The sequence below is a fragment of the Clostridium sp. Marseille-P3244 genome (assembly GCF_900120155.1).
In the GTDB taxonomy this organism is placed as follows: Bacteria; Bacillota; Clostridia; order Lachnospirales; family Lachnospiraceae; genus Mediterraneibacter.
This window is the reverse complement of sequence record NZ_LT635548.1, coordinates 217,115-235,964: the sequence shown is the minus strand read 5'-3', so window position 1 is coordinate 235,964 and position 18,850 is coordinate 217,115. Positions and strand designations below refer to the sequence as shown.

Annotated in this window: 13 protein-coding genes; 12 read left to right on the top strand and 1 reads right to left on the bottom strand. The window is 49.4% G+C overall.

All coding sequences use genetic code 11. The annotated features are described in order from the left end of the window. Nucleotides 1-21 precede the first annotated feature (21 nt). From rsgA to BQ7367_RS01030, 9 genes are all read left to right on the top strand, one after another. Nucleotides 22-900: a ribosome small subunit-dependent GTPase A gene (gene rsgA / locus BQ7367_RS01070; protein ID WP_072523777.1), complete on the top strand. Its 879-nt coding sequence runs from the start codon at nucleotides 22-24 to the stop codon at nucleotides 898-900. 3 nt (nucleotides 901-903) lie between these two features. Further along, nucleotides 904-1,566, top strand: a complete 663-nt coding sequence (gene rpe / locus BQ7367_RS01065; protein WP_072523776.1) for a ribulose-phosphate 3-epimerase — start codon at nucleotides 904-906, stop codon at nucleotides 1,564-1,566. Then, a complete protein-coding gene (locus BQ7367_RS01060) occupies nucleotides 1,559-2,212 on the top strand; it encodes a thiamine diphosphokinase (protein ID WP_072523775.1) in 654 nt (217 codons plus the stop codon). Before rpe ends, BQ7367_RS01060 begins: the two co-directional genes overlap by 8 nt. Nucleotides 2,213-2,249: 37 nt before the next feature. Then, on the top strand, nucleotides 2,250-3,347 hold the full coding sequence (gene ychF / locus BQ7367_RS01055) for a redox-regulated ATPase YchF (RefSeq protein WP_072523774.1): 1,098 nt from the start codon (nucleotides 2,250-2,252) through the stop codon (nucleotides 3,345-3,347). A 140-nt stretch (nucleotides 3,348-3,487) separates the two neighbouring features. Next, nucleotides 3,488-4,489 carry a prolipoprotein diacylglyceryl transferase gene (lgt, locus tag BQ7367_RS01050; RefSeq protein WP_442855320.1) on the top strand — a complete coding sequence of 334 codons (1,002 nt, stop codon included), beginning with the start codon at nucleotides 3,488-3,490 and terminating at the stop codon, nucleotides 4,487-4,489. A gap of 93 nt (nucleotides 4,490-4,582) precedes the next feature. Next, nucleotides 4,583-4,843 (top strand): hypothetical protein, encoded by a 261-nt coding sequence (locus BQ7367_RS01045; protein ID WP_072523773.1) that lies wholly within the window; start codon nucleotides 4,583-4,585, stop codon nucleotides 4,841-4,843. Between the two features lie 113 nt (nucleotides 4,844-4,956). After that, nucleotides 4,957-5,733 (top strand): prolipoprotein diacylglyceryl transferase, encoded by a 777-nt coding sequence (locus BQ7367_RS01040; protein ID WP_072523772.1) that lies wholly within the window; start codon nucleotides 4,957-4,959, stop codon nucleotides 5,731-5,733. A 416-nt stretch (nucleotides 5,734-6,149) separates the two neighbouring features. Beyond that, nucleotides 6,150-9,701, top strand: a complete 3,552-nt coding sequence (nifJ, locus tag BQ7367_RS01035; RefSeq protein ID WP_072523771.1) for a pyruvate:ferredoxin (flavodoxin) oxidoreductase — start codon at nucleotides 6,150-6,152, stop codon at nucleotides 9,699-9,701. A 164-nt stretch (nucleotides 9,702-9,865) separates the two neighbouring features. Next, nucleotides 9,866-12,856: a hypothetical protein gene (locus BQ7367_RS01030; RefSeq protein ID WP_143142930.1), complete on the top strand. Its 2,991-nt coding sequence runs from the start codon at nucleotides 9,866-9,868 to the stop codon at nucleotides 12,854-12,856. A gap of 500 nt (nucleotides 12,857-13,356) precedes the next feature. On the opposite strand, the gene BQ7367_RS01025 is transcribed toward BQ7367_RS01030, so the two are convergent. After that, on the bottom strand, nucleotides 13,357-14,340 hold the full coding sequence (locus tag BQ7367_RS01025; protein ID WP_442855327.1) for an ISNCY family transposase: 984 nt from the start codon (nucleotides 14,338-14,340) through the stop codon (nucleotides 13,357-13,359). A gap of 293 nt (nucleotides 14,341-14,633) precedes the next feature. On the opposite strand from BQ7367_RS01025, the gene putP reads away from it, so the two are divergent. The 3 genes from putP (at nucleotide 14,634) to rnr (ending at nucleotide 18,807) form a co-directional block, all read left to right on the top strand. Next, nucleotides 14,634-16,205: a sodium/proline symporter PutP gene (putP, locus tag BQ7367_RS01020; protein WP_072523769.1), complete on the top strand. Its 1,572-nt coding sequence runs from the start codon at nucleotides 14,634-14,636 to the stop codon at nucleotides 16,203-16,205. Between the two features lie 104 nt (nucleotides 16,206-16,309). Beyond that, on the top strand, nucleotides 16,310-16,552 hold the full coding sequence (gene secG, locus BQ7367_RS01015) for a preprotein translocase subunit SecG (RefSeq protein WP_072523768.1): 243 nt from the start codon (nucleotides 16,310-16,312) through the stop codon (nucleotides 16,550-16,552). Between the two features lie 140 nt (nucleotides 16,553-16,692). Then, on the top strand, nucleotides 16,693-18,807 hold the full coding sequence (gene rnr, locus BQ7367_RS01010; protein ID WP_072523898.1) for a ribonuclease R: 2,115 nt from the start codon (nucleotides 16,693-16,695) through the stop codon (nucleotides 18,805-18,807). The last annotated feature ends 43 nt before the right edge of the window (nucleotides 18,808-18,850 follow it).

Here is an 18,850-nt window from a genome sequence, read left to right as displayed (position 1 = left end):
AAATAGGACTGTCAAATTACTATGCAGGGTAAAATTATAAAAGGAATTGCCGGATTCTACTACGTTCACGTGGTAGAATCCGGTATTTATGAGTGTAAGGCAAAAGGAATCTTCCGAAAAGACGGAATCAAACCCCTTGTGGGAGACAATGTAGAGATAGAGATACTGGATGAAAAGGATATGGAAGGAAACATCACTAAGATCCTTCCCAGAAAGAACGAACTGGTGCGCCCGGCCGTGGCCAATATTGATCAGGCTCTGGTGGTATTTGCAGTGACGAAACCCAAGCCCCATTTCAATCTTCTGGACCGGTTTCTTGTGATGATGGAGAGCAAGGATATCCCTGCTGTGCTCTGTTTTAACAAGACAGATATCGCAGAAGATCCGGATATCGCGGGGCTGCAAGAAATCTACGGGAAATGCGGATATCCTTTGGTTTTTACCAGCGCAAAGAAAGAAAATAACATAAAGGAACTCAAGAGTCTGCTTGGCGGCAGGACGACGGCCATCGCGGGACCGTCAGGCGTGGGGAAATCATCACTGATCAATCTGCTCCAGTCCGGGGTCACGATGGAGACGGGCAGCATCAGCCATAAAATTGAAAGAGGAAAGCACACGACCAGACATTCCGAGCTGATCGTTTTGGAAGAAGGTTCGTATATTATGGATACGCCCGGCTTCAGTTCTCTTTATGTAAGTGAGATTGAAAAAGAGGATCTGAAATACTGTTTCCCGGAGTTCGGGATGTATGAGGGACATTGCCGGTTCAACGGCTGCAGCCATGTACATGAACCGGGGTGCGCGGTGAGGCAGGCTGTAGAGGAGGGGAAGATACACAGGATGAGGTACGAGGACTATATCGGGATGTACCGGGAATTACAGGAAAGGAAGAGGTATTGAATTATGGAGAACATTCTGGCACCATCCATGCTGGCTGCTGATTTCAAAATACTGGGTGAGCAGCTTAGACGGACAGAAGAGGCAGGAGCAAAGTACATTCATTTTGATGTGATGGACGGAGATTTCGTACCAAGCATATCTTTCGGAATGCCTGTGCTTTCGTCGGTGAAAGACGCTACAGGACAGCTCCTGGATGTGCATCTCATGATCAAAGAGCCGATACGCTATATAAAAGAATTTGCCGCCTGTGGGGCAGATATTATCACGGTACACCTGGAGGCCTGTACAGATCTTAAGAAGACCATCGACGAGATCCATAACTGTAATGTAAAGGCCGGAATTTCTGTCAAGCCGGCAACTTCGGCGGAAGAACTGATTCCTTATCTGGATCAGGCAGATATGTTTCTTGTTATGAGCGTGGAGCCGGGATTTGGAGGACAGAAATTCATGCCGGAGTCACTGGAAAAGATCCGGAAGATCCGGGAAATGCTGGAAGAGAGAAATCTTGAGCGGGATATCGAGGTAGACGGAGGCATCTATCAGTCTAATGTGGCTCAGGTGCTGGAGGCGGGAGCGAACGTTATCGTGTCCGGTTCAGGGGTCTATGGCGGAGATATCAGAAAAAATGTAGAAGGATTTATGGAGATATTAAAGAAATATGAATAAGCGGACTGTTATTGTAAGCGGCGGAATACTGGAATCAGATTTTGTGCTCCCCATTTTGGAAAGTGAAGAGACCGAATTCATTATTGGAGTAGACAGAGGTCTTGTATTCCTTTATGACCATGGGATCAAGCCGGATTATATCGTCGGAGATTTTGACAGTGTTCCTCATGAACTGGTAAATTACTACCGGGAGAAACTAAATGTACCCATCCGGGAATTTAATCCGGTGAAAGATGCGTCAGACACGGAGATTGCCCTAAGGCTGTGCCTGAGACTGAATCGAAAGAAAATATGGATCCTGGGCGGAACCGGGAGCCGGATCGATCATCTGTGGGCGAATGTCCAGTGTCTTCAGATTGCTTTGGAGGCGGGAGCAGATGCGTGGATCCTGGATCGATATAACCGGATCCGTCTGATAAACAAAACCACCGTACTCAGGAAAGAGGAGGCTTTCGGGCCATATTTTTCGCTGTTTCCGCTGGAACTGCCGGTGGATGACCTGAGTATATCCGGAGCGAAATATCCTCTGAAGAATCATTTCCTCAGACCCACTGACAGTCTCTGCGTCAGTAATGAATTCGATGAGGATGAAGTGACAATCTCGCTGGCCTATGGGAAAGTCATTCTGATGGAGACTCGGGATTAGTGTACAGCAGGATTCTTGAAAAGGAGAATACAGATAAATGAAATTAGGAATCGTAGGTTTACCAAATGTAGGAAAGAGCACATTGTTCAATTCCCTGACAAAGGCGGGAGCAGAATCGGCCAATTATCCGTTCTGTACCATCGACCCTAATGTGGGCGTGGTCGCAGTGCCGGACAACAGGCTGAACGTTCTGGGGGAGATGTATCATACGAAGAAGATCATCCCGGCGACGATTGAGTTCGTGGATATTGCGGGCCTTGTCAAGGGCGCTTCCAAGGGAGAGGGACTGGGAAACCAGTTCCTTGCCAATATTCGTGAGGTGGATGCTATCGTGCATGTGGTCAGATGTTTTGAGAACAGCAATATCGTGCATGTGGATGGAAGTATCGATCCCATGCGGGACATTGAGACGATCAATCTGGAGCTGATCTTTTCTGACCTGGAGATCCTGGAGAGAAGGATTGCAAAGACAGTGAAACTTTCCCGTAATGATAAAACGGCAGCCAAGGAGCTGGATCTTCTGAACCGGGTGAAAGCGCATCTGGAAGACAGCAAGATGGCAAAAAGCTTTGTGACGGATGACGAGGATGAGCAGGCCTGGCTTGCAGGGTATAATCTGCTGACAGCAAAGCCGGTAATTTTTGCCGCAAATGTGTCGGAAGATGATCTGGCAGATGACGGAGCCTCCAATGCGGGAGTGCAGGCTGTGCGCCAGTATGCGCAGCAGGAGGACTGCGAGGTCTTTGTAGTATGCGCGGAGATCGAGGAGGAGATCTCTCAGCTGGACGAGGATGAAAGGAAAATGTTCCTGGACGATCTGGGCCTGGAAGAATCCGGCCTTGAAAAACTGATCCGGGCGAGTTATCATCTCCTTGGACTGATCAGTTATCTGACAGCCGGGGAGCCGGAAGTCCGCGCATGGACCATCAAAAAAGGAACAAAAGCGCCTCAGGCGGCAGGAAAGATCCATACAGATTTTGAGCGGGGATTCATCCGTGCCGAGGTAGTAAGTTATGACGATTTGATCGCATGCGGTTCCCATACGGCAGCAAAAGAAAAAGGGTTGATCCGTCTGGAAGGAAAAGACTACGTCGTCCAGGACGGCGATATTATGTTGTTCCGGTTTAATGTATAGCACCAGTTCAGCCATGAATCTGCATGTGAGCAGGGAGCGTGCTCGCACGGTCCGGCGAACAGGCAGATTCATGGGGTGAGCGCCAGAATATGAGCAAAACAGCGGCGAAGCCGCAGTAAGCACGGAGTGCGGTTTTGCGAATGGCGCAGCTGAGCTGGGGAAAAATCAGTGAGGAGTTTATAAAAGATATGCATTATGACATCAGTTTTCCCAACCTGGGAATCCATTTGGATCATGTGGGAAAGACAGTCAGTGTTTTTGGATTTGAGATTGCGTATTACGGGATCATTATCGGCTGCGCCATACTGATCGGTTTTCTGATCGCAATGGCAGAAGCCAGGCGCACAAGACAGGATCCGGAAGATTATCTTGATATGGGGATTATCGGCGTGATTGCCGGAATCGTGGGCGCCAGACTATATTATGTAATATTTGACTGGCAGACATATAAAGATGATTTGTTGAGTATTCTCAATCTCAGAGAAGGCGGACTTGCGATCTACGGCGGCGTAATTGGAGCGGTAATCGCAGTGTTTATCCTGGCCAGGGTAAAACGGCTGTCGGCATTTCAGATATTTGATACCGTGGCTCTGGCAATTCTCAATGGACAGATGCTGGGCCGCTGGGGGAATTTTTTCAATCGGGAGGCGTTCGGAGAATATACGAACGGCCTATTTGCCATGAGGCTTCCTTTGGATGCGGTGCGCTCCGGGGATGTAACAGAACTGATGCGGGAACACATGGAGCAGATCGGCGGGATCAGCTATATCCAGGTGCATCCGACTTTTCTGTATGAATCGGTATGGTGCGCGGTGTTGCTTATCCTTCTGGTCCTGTACCGGAAGCATAAGAAGTATGAGGGTGAAGTATTTTTACTTTACATTTTTGGCTATGCTCTCGGCAGAGTATGGATTGAGGGACTTCGGACAGATCAGCTCCTGATACCGGGAACCGCTATCCCGGTTTCTCAGCTTCTTGCAGGATGCATCGTTATCGTTGCGGGTGCGGCTCTTCTGTATCTGAGGAAACATCACAGGAGGATGCCGATGTTAAAGAGCGGAAAGATATATGAGCCTATGCCCGACAAGATCGAGGGGAAGAAGCCGCCCAGGAAGAAGGACAGGATATTTAAGTTTAAATAACTTGATTGTTTCTGGTATATTGGATATAATGTTCACGTACTTGCTGTCTGGAACCAGGCGGCAGTCATCAATATTTATACGGAGGAGAAAGCAATGGGAGTTGCGTCACTTGTACTTGGAATTATTTCAATCGTGATCAGTGTGTTTGGCACCGGAAGCTTTGGCTGGCTTGGTCTCATACTTGGCATCATCGGTATTGTGCTTGGTGTGGAGGGAAAGAAAGTTCCGGAGCAGGCAGGTATGGCAAAGGCAGGTTTTATCTGTTCTATTATAGGAGTGGTGCTCAGTCTTCTATTCTATATTGCCTGTATCGGATGTGTCGGATGCCTGGGGTGCATGTCAGCTTTTGCCTAGACATAATGAAATAGTATGTAAAAACCATATTTAAGGGCTAAAAAAGGGATGCGAGCATCCCTTTTTCTTTATAAACTAATGTTTTACTTGATAAATTTGAAAAAGGTGGATTTATGGGAATACAGATCGGATCTCGAATAATCCCCTGGTATGGGATGTTCATTGTGATCGGAGTGGCAGCAGGGGCCATTCTCGGTTATTTTCTGACACGAATGAAACATATGAAATTTGATGAATTTATAGAACTTGCCTGTTTTGCCGGCCTAGGAGGCATTATCGGAGCCAAGCTCCTGTATCTTGCCGTATCCTGGAATCAAATCGACCTTACCCGGATTACAGAACCCGCCTATCTGAACGGACTGATGAACGGTGGGTTCGTATTTTACGGCGGTCTGGCCGGCGGATTTCTGGGGGCTTTTCTGGCCGGGAAGATCCTGAATATCCCGGTGGCGGACTATGTCAGGACAGCGATCCCGGCAATACCGCTGGCCCATGCATTTGGAAGGATCGGCTGTGCTTTTGTGGGGTGCTGCTACGGGATTCCTTATGACGGGCCGGGGGCAGTGGTATATACGGAGTCTCCGTTCGCTCCTCTGGATACACCTCTTTTTCCGGTACAGGCCGTGGAAGCGGCGGCCGAAATGATCATTGCTGTCGGGCTGACGATCTGGATCTGCAGGAAGAAAAGCCGGAAGGTAAAAAGTATTGAAGTTTACCTGTTCCTCTATGCTGCCGTCCGTTTTATTCTTGAGTTTTTCCGGTATGACGACAGTGAGCGGGGGATCCTGCTGGGACTGTACACTTCCCAGTGGATCAGTATTGCCATCATGATCGGGACAGCAATCTATCTTGTCGGGAGTTCCCGGAAGAAACGTCCAGAGCCGGTCTGAGTTTTATGCAAGCATAACTCATCCCGACTCTGGGAAGAGGGAAACAGGGTACAGTTCCCCGCGCCATTCGCAAAGACGCACCTGCGTGCTTACTGCGGCTGCGCCGCGGCTTTGCTCATGCCCAGGCGCTCCCTTCGTCCGGTCAGAGCCGGTCTGAGTCTTATGCAAGCATAACTCATCCCGACTCTGACGGACGAGGGAACTGTACCCCAAAATATACAAAAAAACCGACTACGCTCTATGGACTTTTGCGATTTTTGGCGATATAATGAAACTACATGTGGATTGGGTGCCTGGCAGTGTTCTGACAGAGCATCTGATTCTTTGCGGCATCTGCCGGATACGTGTGCGCGGTGTCTGGCCCTTTGCCCGCACACATTATTTTTTCAATGTAAAATTTCAAGGAGGAACAACAAATGGCAAGAAAAATGAAGACCATGGACGGTAATCAGGCCGCTGCTCACGTCTCCTATGCATACACAGAAGTAGCAGCAATCTATCCGATCACACCGTCATCTGTTATGCCGGAGCATGTTGACGAATGGGCAACAGAAGGAAGAGAGAATATCTTCGGGCAGACGGTACATGTAGTGGAGATGCAGTCCGAGGCCGGCGCTGCGGGTGCTGTACACGGCTCTCTGTCAGCAGGAGCTCTGACAACTACATTTACGGCTTCCCAGGGACTTCTTCTCATGATCCCGAACTTATATAAAGTGGCAGGAGAGCAGCTGCCGGGCGTATTCAACGTATCCGCGCGTGCACTTGCAAGCCACGCTCTTTCTATCTTTGGTGATCACTCTGATGTTTATGCCTGCCGTCAGACTGGTGCTGCTATGCTCTGTGAGTCCAGCGTCCAGGAAGTCATGGACCTGACACCGGTCGCACATTGCGCCGCACTGGAAGGAAAACTTCCTTTCATCAATTTCTTTGACGGATTCCGTACATCCCACGAGATCCAGAAGATCGAGACATGGGATTACGATGATTTAAAAGATCTTGTAAATATGGATGCAATCGACGCGTTCCGCGCTCATGCTCTGAACCCGAACCATCCGTGCCAGAGAGGTTCTGCTCAGAATCCGGATATCTTCTTCCAGGCAAGAGAGGCATGTAATCCGTATTATGATGCTCTTCCGGGTATTGTTCAGAATTATATGGACAAGGTAAATGCCAAGATCGGTACAGATTACAAGCTGTTTAACTACTATGGAGCTGAGGATGCAGAGCATGTGATCGTTGCCATGGGATCTGTCTGTGACACGATTGAAGAGACGATTGACCATATGCTCAAGGCAGGCGAGAAAGTCGGCGTTGTGAAAGTACGTCTGTACAGACCGTTCTGCGCGCAGGCTCTGATCGATGCCATCCCGGATACAGTGAAGAGGATCTCTGTCCTTGACAGGACGAAAGAGCCGGGAGCTCTTGGCGAGCCGCTGTATCTTGATGTTGTGGCAGCTCTCAAGGGAACAAAATTCGATGCGGTTCCGGTCTACACAGGACGTTACGGACTTGGGTCCAAGGATACGACACCTGCGCAGATCGTTGCTGTATTCCACAATGATGAGAAACAGAAATTTACGATCGGTATCGTAGACGACGTTACAAATCTGTCCCTGAAAGCGGACGAGCCGCTGATCACCACTCCGGAAGGAACGATCAACTGTAAGTTCTGGGGTCTGGGGGCCGACGGTACAGTCGGAGCCAACAAGAACTCCATCAAGATCATCGGCGACAATACAGATATGTACGCTCAGGCATACTTTGATTATGATTCCAAGAAGTCAGGCGGTGTCACAATGTCCCATCTGCGCTTTGGTAAATCACCGATTAAATCAACATATCTGATCCATCAGGCGAATTTCGTGGCATGCCACAATCCGTCCTACATTGACAAATACAATATGGTACAGGAACTTGTGGACGGCGGAACATTCCTTCTGAACTGTCCATGGGACATGGAAGGTCTTGAGAAGCACCTGCCGGGACAGGTGAAAGCATATATCGCCAACCACAACATCAAGTTCTACACCATTGACGGTATCAAGATCGGTAAGGAGATCGGACTTGGCGGACGTATCAATACCGTACTCCAGTCTGCATTCTTCAAACTTGCTGCCATCATTCCGGAGAACGAGGCGATCGATCTGATGAAGGCTGCTGCGAAGGCTACTTACGGAAGAAAGGGCGACAAGATCGTTCAGATGAACTATGACGCTATCGACGCAGGCGCGAAACAGGTTGTGGAAGTAACGGTTCCGGAAAGCTGGAAGAGCGCTGCAGACGAAGGACTTACAACTCCTCATGTAGACGAGAACGGAAGAAAAGACGTTGTCGATTTCGTTAAGAATATCCAGGCCAAGGTAAATGCTCAGGAAGGAAATACACTTCCGGTATCTGCGTTCAATGATTATGTAGACGGCTCTACACCGTCCGGTTCCTCTGCATATGAGAAGCGCGGCATCGCGGTAGATATCCCGGTATGGAAACCGGAGAACTGTATCCAGTGTAACCGCTGCGCGTATGTATGTCCGCATGCGGTTATCCGTCCGGTAGCTCTGACAGAGGAAGAGCTTGCGAAAGCACCGGAAGGAATGGAAGCAATCGATATGATCGGTATGCCGGGAATGAAATTCTCCATCACGGTATCTGCTTACGATTGTACAGGCTGTGGTTCATGTGCGAATGTCTGCCCGGGCAAGAAGGGCGAGAAGGCTCTCGTTATGGAGAATATGGAAGCAAATGCCGGCAAGCAGGACTTCTTCAATTATGGAAGAGAGATTCCGGTAAAACCGGAAGTTGTCACAAAATTCAAAGAGACGACTGTAAAGGGAAGCCAGTTCAAACAGCCGCTGCTTGAGTTCTCAGGCGCATGTGCGGGCTGTGGTGAGACACCATACGCAAAACTGATCACTCAGCTGTTTGGTGACAGGATGTATATTGCCAACGCAACAGGATGTTCCTCTATCTGGGGTAACTCTTCACCGTCTACACCTTACACAGTAACACCGGAAGGCAAAGGACCGGCATGGAGCAATTCCCTGTTCGAAGATAACGCAGAGTTTGGTTACGGTATGCTGCTGGCGCAGAATACGATCCGTGAGAGAATGAAAGGCTATGTTGAGAAACTGGCTGAGGATGCACAGGACGTTGATGTAAAGGCTGCCGCTCAGGAGTACCTTGATACATTCGCGTGCGGCGCTACAAACGGAACAGCGACAGACAAGCTGGTGGCCGCTCTTGAGAAGTGCGGATGCGACCGTATGGAGAAGACAGAACTTCTGAAACACAAAGACTTCCTTTCCAAGAAATCCCAGTGGGTATTCGGTGGAGACGGATGGGCTTACGACATTGGATACGGCGGTGTTGACCACGTTCTCGCAAGCGGCAAGGACATCAACATTATGGTATTCGATACAGAAGTCTACTCCAATACAGGCGGACAGTCCTCAAAGGCTACAAAGACAGGTGCTACCGCACAGTTTGCGGCAGGCGGTAAAGAGACGAAGAAGAAGGACCTGGCGGGAATGGCTATGACATACGGATATGTATATGTGGCACAGATCGCTATGGGCGCTGACTTTAACCAGACAGTCAAAGCGATCACAGAGGCTGAGGCTTATCCGGGACCGTCACTGATCATCGCTTACGCTCCGTGTATCAACCATGGTATCAAGAAAGGTATGAGCAAGGCTCAGACCGAGGAGCAGCTGGCAGTAGAGTGCGGATATTGGAACAACTTCCGTTATAATCCGGCTGCAGAGGGCAACAAGTTCTTCCTTGACAGCAAGGCTCCGAAGGAAGAGGATTATCAGGCATTCCTTGACGGTGAGGTACGTTACAATGCCCTGAAGAGATCCAATCCGGAAAAGGCAGCGAAGCTGTTTGCTCAGAATGAGAAGGAAGCTATGGAAAGATACGATTACCTGAAAAAGATGGTAGACGTATATGCTGAAGATAAGGCAGAGTAAGAAATCTGACCGGATATCTGAAATTCAAAGCATAAAGATTACAGTTTAAAACAGGAGTCCCCTGGAGGACTCCTGTTTTTGAGTTTTATAATTTGTATATATTTTTGTGGCCAAGCGGAGATAATTTTGTTATAATAAACAAAAAAGATCTGGGGGATTTGATCATGCCAAAAAGAAAGAGGATATGTCAGTTTTTGAGCTTTTTGATGCTGTTCTGCCTGTGCGCGGTTCAGCAGCCTTTGCCCGCAAAGGCTGCTGAAGGAGATACCGTGGCGCTTATCGATGTAAGTCAGGGCACAGTGAGGATATACCCGGACGGCTACACGATAGGCAGTCAGAATAAAATCCCACATACGGGCAGCTACATCCTGACAGGAAGCGGAAGCGATGAAGTCTATTTTGAAGGCGCGGCAGAAGGGGAGGTCACTTATGATGTGATCCTGAAAGATCTGACAATGGATTCCGGCCTGTATCAGAGCGCTCTGGATGTAGGAACTGCGGTCACGCTGAATCTGACGGCGGAGGGCGTGAACAGTGTTACCGGTTACAATCATCCGGGAATACAGGCAAACGGAGATTCAGGGGCAGTCAATATCAGCCTGTCACCTGCCAGCAGCCTGGAATTGAGCAGCCATGAAGGACCGATAAGATCGATCGCGGAAGCAATATCGGCACAGATCATAAACGACAGTGACGATGTTGTAGGAGGAGATACACTGGAAGACAGAACTCAGCCCCTCCGTCTTTCACGGGGGACAGCCAGTGCTCATACCTGGACGTGGGAATCGCTGGATGACACTGCGCACCAGATATCGTGCGATGTCTGCGGTGGAAGCAGAGGTGTTTTTGCGCATGTTATGACGGATTTTTCTTATACAGCGGAAGGGCATACCCAAAGCTGCGCTTACTGTGATTATATGTCTGATGAGATAACGCCTCATACGATGTCGGAATGGGAGTCACGGGACAGGCAGTACCATGAAAGATATTGCGTCGGTAACTGCGGGTATACGGAGCAGGAGGAGCATCAGTGGGATGAAGGAACATTGCTGCCTGATGTGCCGGAAGAAGGTATGGAGACGTACAGATATACGTGTCAGGTATGCGGGGAGGTAAAAGATGAGGCGCAGGCTGCCATAACCATAGAGATGGAAGAGGATTTCGGAGACAGCTGGAACGGCGCCGGGATCCAGGTCTACCGCGACGGGGAGCTGTGGCAGACGATTGGGATTAACGAGGAGGATGTCCATTCTCAGACAATATGGCTTACGTATGACAGTGACATATTTTATGAATTTGCATGGCAGAAAGGCGAGTATGATGAGGAGTGCGCGTTCACAGTATATCTGCCGGGGCAGAGCGAGCCTGTTTTTACACAGACTGATTTGAGTTATGTCAGGACAGGAGAATTCCTCTTTTCCATTAACGGGGCGGATTACAGCGGATTAAACGAGGTCATCGAAAGAGTACCCTCTGATCTGCAGAACTATACAAAAGAGAGTGTGCAGCGGCTTCTGGAGCAGATCCGGGCGACAAACTGGCGTCTGCCTAAGAACGGGCAGCCGGAAGTGGACGCTCAGACCGCAGCCATCGAGGAAGCGTTAGCAGGACTTGTGCCGCAGGAAGCACAGCCCGGGGCACTGAATGTGGCAGACGGCGATATCTATATTACGGAGACCGGATACCGTCGGAGCGCAGATGGGGAAGAAATCCCATATACCGGAGATTACTGGCTCACAGGCACGACAGAAGATTACAATGTGATCGTGGAAAGCGGAGATCATGTATTGGAACTGTGCGCAGTGTCGATTACTTCATATGAAGAAGAGGAGGATGAATCAGGCTGGTATTGGAACGATGTTCCTCCAATGGATATCTGGTCAGGCGCTTCTGTTTCTCTGCGTCTGGAAGCAGACAATGAGTTTATTTATCACGGATATAGTGTTGCCGGGCTCCGGGTAAGTGAAGGCGCTTCTTTACATATCCTGGAAAGCGCAGGAAGCCTTACGGTGCAGGGTGGCTACGACGCTGCCGGCATCGGCGGCGATATAGGAGAAACGGCGGGGACAATCCTGATCGACGGCGGCGATATTACTGCTTTGAGCACTTCCGACGGAGCCGGGATCGGCGGTGGTTATGAGGGCGGTGCAGGTACGATCATTGTCAATGGCGGCACTGTGACCGGACTGTGTCTTCAGGAAGATGGAGCCGGGATCGGATGCGGCGATGACGGCGTGGGCGGTACTGTAGAGATCAATGGCGGCATTGTGACGGGCCGGTGTATGGAGGACGACGGCTCAGGGATCGGAGGCGCCGATAATGGAGCCATTGATTCAGTTGTCATCAATGGAGGAACGATCACGGCCAGCAGTATTGACGGGGCGGCGATCGGCGGCGGAGACGACAGCGCTGGCGGCCGGATCACGATCAACGACGGCCTGATCATTATCGATTCCTCGCATCTCGGGTATCATATTATCGGTAATGGAGACGACGATGAGAGCGGAGAAAGCGATACGAATTATGTACAGATCAACGGCGGAAATATTATTTCTGACGCGCCGGACAGTATTGTTCCCGCCCCGCGCAATGCGGCCGGACAGCTTTTGAAACCGGTGGAATTAACTGTGGGAGAGGAACTGGCGGACGAGCTGGTGCTGATCACGCTGCCGGATGACAGCCGGATGCTGGTTACCGCATACGGAACCCGGATCATCGTCTATGTGCCGGAGGAAGTCAATGAAGAAGAACTTGTCATTGCAAGCGGATATGCCGATTACAGCGCTGTAAATGCGGCCCTGGAGAAGATACCGGCGGATCTGAGCCTGTATACTGCGGAGAGCGTGGCGAAACTGCAGGCCGCCCGTGACGCGGTAGTGGAAGGGTTGGACTATACCCACCAGGAAGAGGTGGATCAGATGGCCAGAGATATTGAACAGGCCATCAGTGAACTGGAATTACTGGACGAGACGGAGCCGACAGATCCCCCCACAGAGGATAAGACAGACGGGACAGGCAATACTGCGGATGACGGATCCAGGGCAGTTGATACAGGGGATCACGGTCAGGATATATACATGATCCTCTTGATTCTGGGAATGAGCGGGGCAGTGATACTGGCTTTTGGAAATGCTCTAAAGAAGAAAAACAGGTAAGAATAACGGTTTTTTAAAAATAAATTATCAGGATGGGACTCAGGACGATCTTATTGTCAGAGATTGTCCTGAGTTCGTTTTTCCTGAAAAGTTAGAGTGTCAATAACTTTTGAAAATGTCACTTTTTTATATTAAGTTTCACTTGAGATAATGTCACTTTCGTAAAAGGGCATTTGCCCTTTTACGAAGCAGACTGTTGTTTCTCAAAAAACAGTTCGTATAAAAATTTTAGGGACAGATTATAGTCCTCCATCCACCAAATGGCTTTCCATTCCTTGCTGCTATGACGCAGCTGCAGATGTGGTTCCACAATGGTCTTTACTTTTTTAGGGACTTTCATGTTTGCATTCTTGTTTTGGGGCTTAAGATAACGGATCGTATCATAAACCTGCCCGTTGTATTTTACACGTATTCCAAAACGCGGACTGATCAGTACGGTGATCTCACGCCGTGCATTGATGATAGGAAAGCCATTGTCCAGGATCTGGAAGCACCTGTTCTTAAAAGNAGAATGTACCGGCTGCATCTGTTTTCCTTGTGTGTTTTACACAAAGGATGGAGTCGATATCTGTCTGCGCTGGAAGAGGGACAAAGATCGAAGCTGCTTCGGGCTCTACTGCAAACTTCTGGTTAAAGAGGGTACGGTATTCTTTTTCTAAAAAAAGATTTGCCTCTGTCAGAGTGCGGATCCCCCGTTTTGCAAGTTCAACGGGAAGACGGCTTTGAAGGGTGTTCCACAGGCGCTCAATGCGTCCTTTTGCCTGGGGTGTTTTGGCAAAGATCATATCGACCCCCAATTCATGCATCGAGCGCCCGAATTGGGTCAAGTGTACGGTTTTTCCGGCAATCAGTTCATCCGTCGTCATCTTCCCGGTCTTAGGGGAGCGGAAGATGGTATGGTTGTCTGAATAAACAGTCTGAGGAATTCCAAAATCGGTACAGCATTGCCGCAGGGTTTCCAGGTAGCCATAAAGGCATTCGTTTTGTGTGAGGAACAGGCCGACAACCTGTCCGGAAGCATCATCGATAGCCCCGTGGAGGGTGTATTTCACAGGACCTCCGAACCATTCATACGGGGAGGCGTCAATCTGGACCAGCTGTCCGGGATGAGGCTTCCGTTTCCGGCGGTGGGTGCGATGCCGGATTTTTTTCTTTTTGGGGCTTTCAAAACCTGCATTTTTTAGTATACTGGAAAGAGCAGAATAGGAAATGGAGATTCCGAAATCTGCTAAGAGTATATCTTTGAAATGGAGGAAGTTGACCCCAGACAATTCCGGGCGGGAATAAATTTGAAGGACAGCTTCCTTCGTTTCATCAGGAACAGCGTGAGCAGGTTTTCTACCAGTATTTTTATGGATAAGGGAATGAGCACCAGAAGAGAGGACTCCTTTCTTTAAACGTGTAATCTGGCGAGTAGAAAGACCTAAGAGCTCAGCAGCCTGTTGTCTTGTAATGGACTTGTCGATGAAGCTGTTGATAATCATAAATGTTTTTAGTTGCTTTTGAGACAATGTGATTTTACCTTCTTTCATAGTTTTATAGTTTATCAAAAAGTGACATTATCTCAAGAGAATCCTAGGGAGACATTATCATAAGTGAATAACATCCTGAAAAGTTAGAGTTGCCAGAATTTTATTTATTGTTTATAATTATGTTTATGCTGTACAGAAAACTTGTATACAGACGGGGGTTCCATTGATATATTATCAGGGGAATACCGCAGCCGGAAGAAAAGGCATCCGGGAACAGCAGAATACGGAAAAGGAAGGAAAAAGAGATGGGAGATACATTACAGATACTGACTGCCATGATCATCTATATGGCAGCGGTTATCATACTTGGAGTGACATTCGCGAAGCGTGCCAATCAGAGCTCTGACGCATATTTTCTCGGAGGCAGGAGCCTTGGCCCCTGGGTGACGGCCATGAGCGCGGAAGCTTCGGATATGTCCGGCTGGCTGCTTATGGGACTGCCGGGGGTAGCTTACTGGTGCGGTATCGCGGACGCGGCCTGGACGGCGATCGGGCTTGCAGTGGGGACTTACATAAACTGGCTGATCGTATCCAAGCGACTGCGCCGTTACAGCGAGAAGGCAGGCAACGCGATCACTCTGCCGGAATATTTTTCAAACCGGTTTCATGAAAAGCGGAAAGTGATCATGACCATATCCGCTTTGTTCATCCTGATCTTTTTTACAGTATATGCGGCAAGCTGCCTTGTAACATGCGGCAAACTGTTTTCCACACTTTTTGATCTGCCCTATATACCGATGATGATCGTGGGAGCAGTGTTCGTCTTAATCTATATGATCATTGGGGGATTCCTGGCTGAGAGCGCTTCAGATTTTATGCAGGCTGTCGTAATGATCATTGCTCTGGGAGTGATCGTGATCGTCGGCACAGAGGCGGCAGGCGGTCTGAGTTCTGTCATTGAAAACGCAAAGTCTATTCCGGGGTTCCTGGAATTTTTCGGTATGGCAACTCCCCAGACTGCGGCAGATGGAGTCCAGCAGGTTGCAGCCGGCCAGCCGGTATTCGGCGCGGCGGCGCCATACGGGATTCTTTCCGTTGTATCTATGCTGGCGTGGGGACTGGGCTACTTCGGGATGCCTCAGGTCCTGCTGAGATTTATGGCTATACGGAGAGAGAGTGAACTTACACGTTCACGGCGCATCGCTACGGTATGGGTGCTGATTTCCCTGACGATCGCGGTTTTCATCGGTGTAGTGGGACGATCTCTGTACCCGACAGCGCTGCTGACATCTTCGGAGGCAGAGAATGTATTTATTCTTCTGTCCACGAACCTTCTTCCGCCACTCATTGCAGGATTTGTAATGGCGGGAATTCTGGCGGCAACGATCAGTTCATCGGACTCTTATCTGCTGATCGCGGCGTCCGCGTTTGCGAAAAACATTTACCAGGGACTTTTTCGCAAAAAAGCGTCAGATAAGGAAGTGTTGAATATTTCCCGTGTAACTCTGCTTCTGATCGCCGTGATCGCTATCGTGATCGCTTTGGATGAGAACAGCGTAATCTTTACGATCGTGAGTTTTGCGTGGGCAGGATTCGGCGCCACTTTTGGACCGCTGATGCTTTTCAGCCTGTTCTGGAAACGCACCACAAGGGCCGGGGCTATCGCAGGCATGATCGGAGGAGGCGTTATGGTTTTTGTCTGGAACCTTCTTGTGCGTCCTCTGGGAGGTGTTTGGGATATTTATGAGCTGCTGCCGGCATTCGTCTTCTCTTCTATCTGTATTGTCACAGTGTCTCTTCTTACTCCGAAGCCGTCAGAAGAGATCCAAAGAGAATTTGATGAGGTGAAAACGCGCAGAGCAGAAGCTGCCCGGTAGACAGGGGAGACCATCAGACAAAAACAGGAAAAGTCGGCGCGAAGCCTTGCAAATAGCCCATAACTATGATAGAATAGGCATGTTCTTGATTCGGAGGTAAGAAAATGGATATTTTGAAGATCGTTTTGACTATTATTTTTGTTATAGATTGTATTGCGTTAGCCGCGATTGTTCTTTTACAGGAGGGAAAATCAGCGGGACTTGGTACTATCAGTGGGGCTGCGGACACATACTGGGGACACAACAAGGGACGTTCTATGGAAGGAGCTCTTGTGAAGGCAACCCGGGTAGTGGCAGTATTATTTATCGTGCTGGCTGTTGTGCTCAATCTCGGAGTTTTGAACTGATCAGTATCAAAAGCACTGTATCAGAAGATAATAGTTACGGAAGCGCTCTATGAGGATATAGGGTGCTTCTTTTTTCACAGGCCTAAAAATTATTAATATGTTTTTGTTAAGAGGATATCTGTTTCGAAAGGACAATGGATATGGATGAGACATTTGAGAGGCGGAAGAAGGTCATTCTGGATTTTATCAGCGACGACCTCTATGTGCCCATGAAGATAAAAGAGATTTCTGCTGTTCTTCAGATCCCACGGGATCAGAGAGATGAGCTGAAGGAAGTTTTGGATGCCCTTGTTGAGGAAGGAAAGATCGCTCTCTCCAAAAGAGGGAAATACAGCAGGGGACACGCAGTGCGGCTGAAAGGCACATTTCAGTCCAATTCCCGGGGATTTGGTTTTGTGATACCTGAGGATGGCGGAGAGGATGTATATATTTCAGAGGAAAATCTTTCAGGGGCTTTCCATGGGGATGAAGTAGAGTTTGTTATATTGTCGGCTCCGTCCGGGCGACGAAGGGAAGGAAAGATCGTCGGGATCCTTTCCCACGGCATCGTCCGTGTTGTGGGACTTTATGAAAAGTGCGGCGAGTTCGGATTTGTCCGGCCGGATGATCAGAGATATCTGAAGGATATCTATATTCCCGCAGGAAAGGACCAGGGAGCCATGACGGGCCATAAAGTGGCAGTGGAGCTGACTTCTTACGGATCAGAGAACATGAAGCCGGAGGGGAAGATCGTGGAGATCATCGGTCATGTCAATGATCCGGGAACGGATGTACTTTCTATTGTTATGGATCTGGGGATCCGGACGGAATTTCCGGAGAAGGTATTAAACCAGGCTGTCCGTGTCGGAAAGCCTGTCAGCGAGGCGGACTGTGTGGGACGTTTAGACCTCCGGGACTGGAGGATGGTGACGATAGACGGGGAGGACGCGAAAGATCTGGATGACGCGGTATCTCTGGACCGGGAGGGGGAAAACTACCGGCTGGGCGTACACATCGCGGATGTGGCAAATTACGTGCAGGAGAGGAGTGCTCTGGATCGGGAGGCGCTGGAACGGGGAACCAGCGTATATCTTGCGGACCGGGTCATCCCCATGCTGCCTCATAAGCTGTCCAACGGGATTTGTTCCCTGAATGCGGGGGAGGACCGGCTGGCTCTTTCCTGTATTATGACGATCAGCCCGGAAGGAGAGATTCTGGAACACCAGATTGCTGAGACAGTGATCCGGGTGGACCGCAGGATGAGCTATAACAAAGTGGAGTCTGTGTTGAACGGTGAGGAACAGGCGCTGACGGAGTACGCGGAATTTGTTCCCATGATCGCGCAGATGAAAGAACTGTCTGATCTTATCCGGAAACGCAGAGGCAGGAGAGGATCCATTGATTTTGATTTCCCGGAGACAAAGATTGAGCTGGACGAACAGGGCAGGCCGGTGGATGTTCACCCTTATGAGCGCAATGCGGCAACAAAGATCATTGAAGATTTTATGCTGATGGCCAATGAGACGGTGGCAGAGGAATATTTCTGGAGGGAGATTCCGTTTTTATACCGGACCCATGAAACACCGGATGAGGAAAAGATCCGGCAGCTGTCTGCCTTTGTCAATAATTTCGGGTATCATATTCATACCCGCAATGAAGTGCGGCCCAAAGAGATCCAAAAGCTGTTGGACAAAGCAGAGGGAACGCCGGAGGAAGGCCTGATCAGCAGACTGGCGCTGCGTTCTATGAAGCGGGCCAGATATACGACAGAAAATACCGGGCATTTCGGGCTGGCGGCGAAGTATTATACACATTTTACTTCTCCCATACGGAGATATCCGGATCTGCAGATCCACCGGATCATCAAGGAGACTCTCCGGGGCAGGATGAACGAGGATCGGGAGGATCACTATGGAGAGATCCTGCCAAAGGTAGCGGCACAGTGCAGCGAGCGGGAACGAAGAGCAGAGGAGGCAGAGCGCGAGGTCGAGAAGATGAAGAAGGCCGAGTATATGAAGGGGCACATCGGCGAGGAATACCGGGGAGTTATCTCCGGCGTCACAAAGTGGGGTGTCTACGTGGAGCTGCCGAATACGATAGAAGGACTTGCGCATGTAGCTGATATGTGGGATGATCACTATGAGTTTTCGGAACAGGATTATGCGCTGGTCGGAGAACATACCGGGAAAACCTATAAACTGGGACAGACTGTGACCGTTCGTGTCACAGAGGCGGACAAGGTGCTCAAGACCGTCCATTTTGAAATCATAGAGTAAGAAGGTGCCCGTCAGGGGACCGCATAAGAAGGTGCCCGCCAGG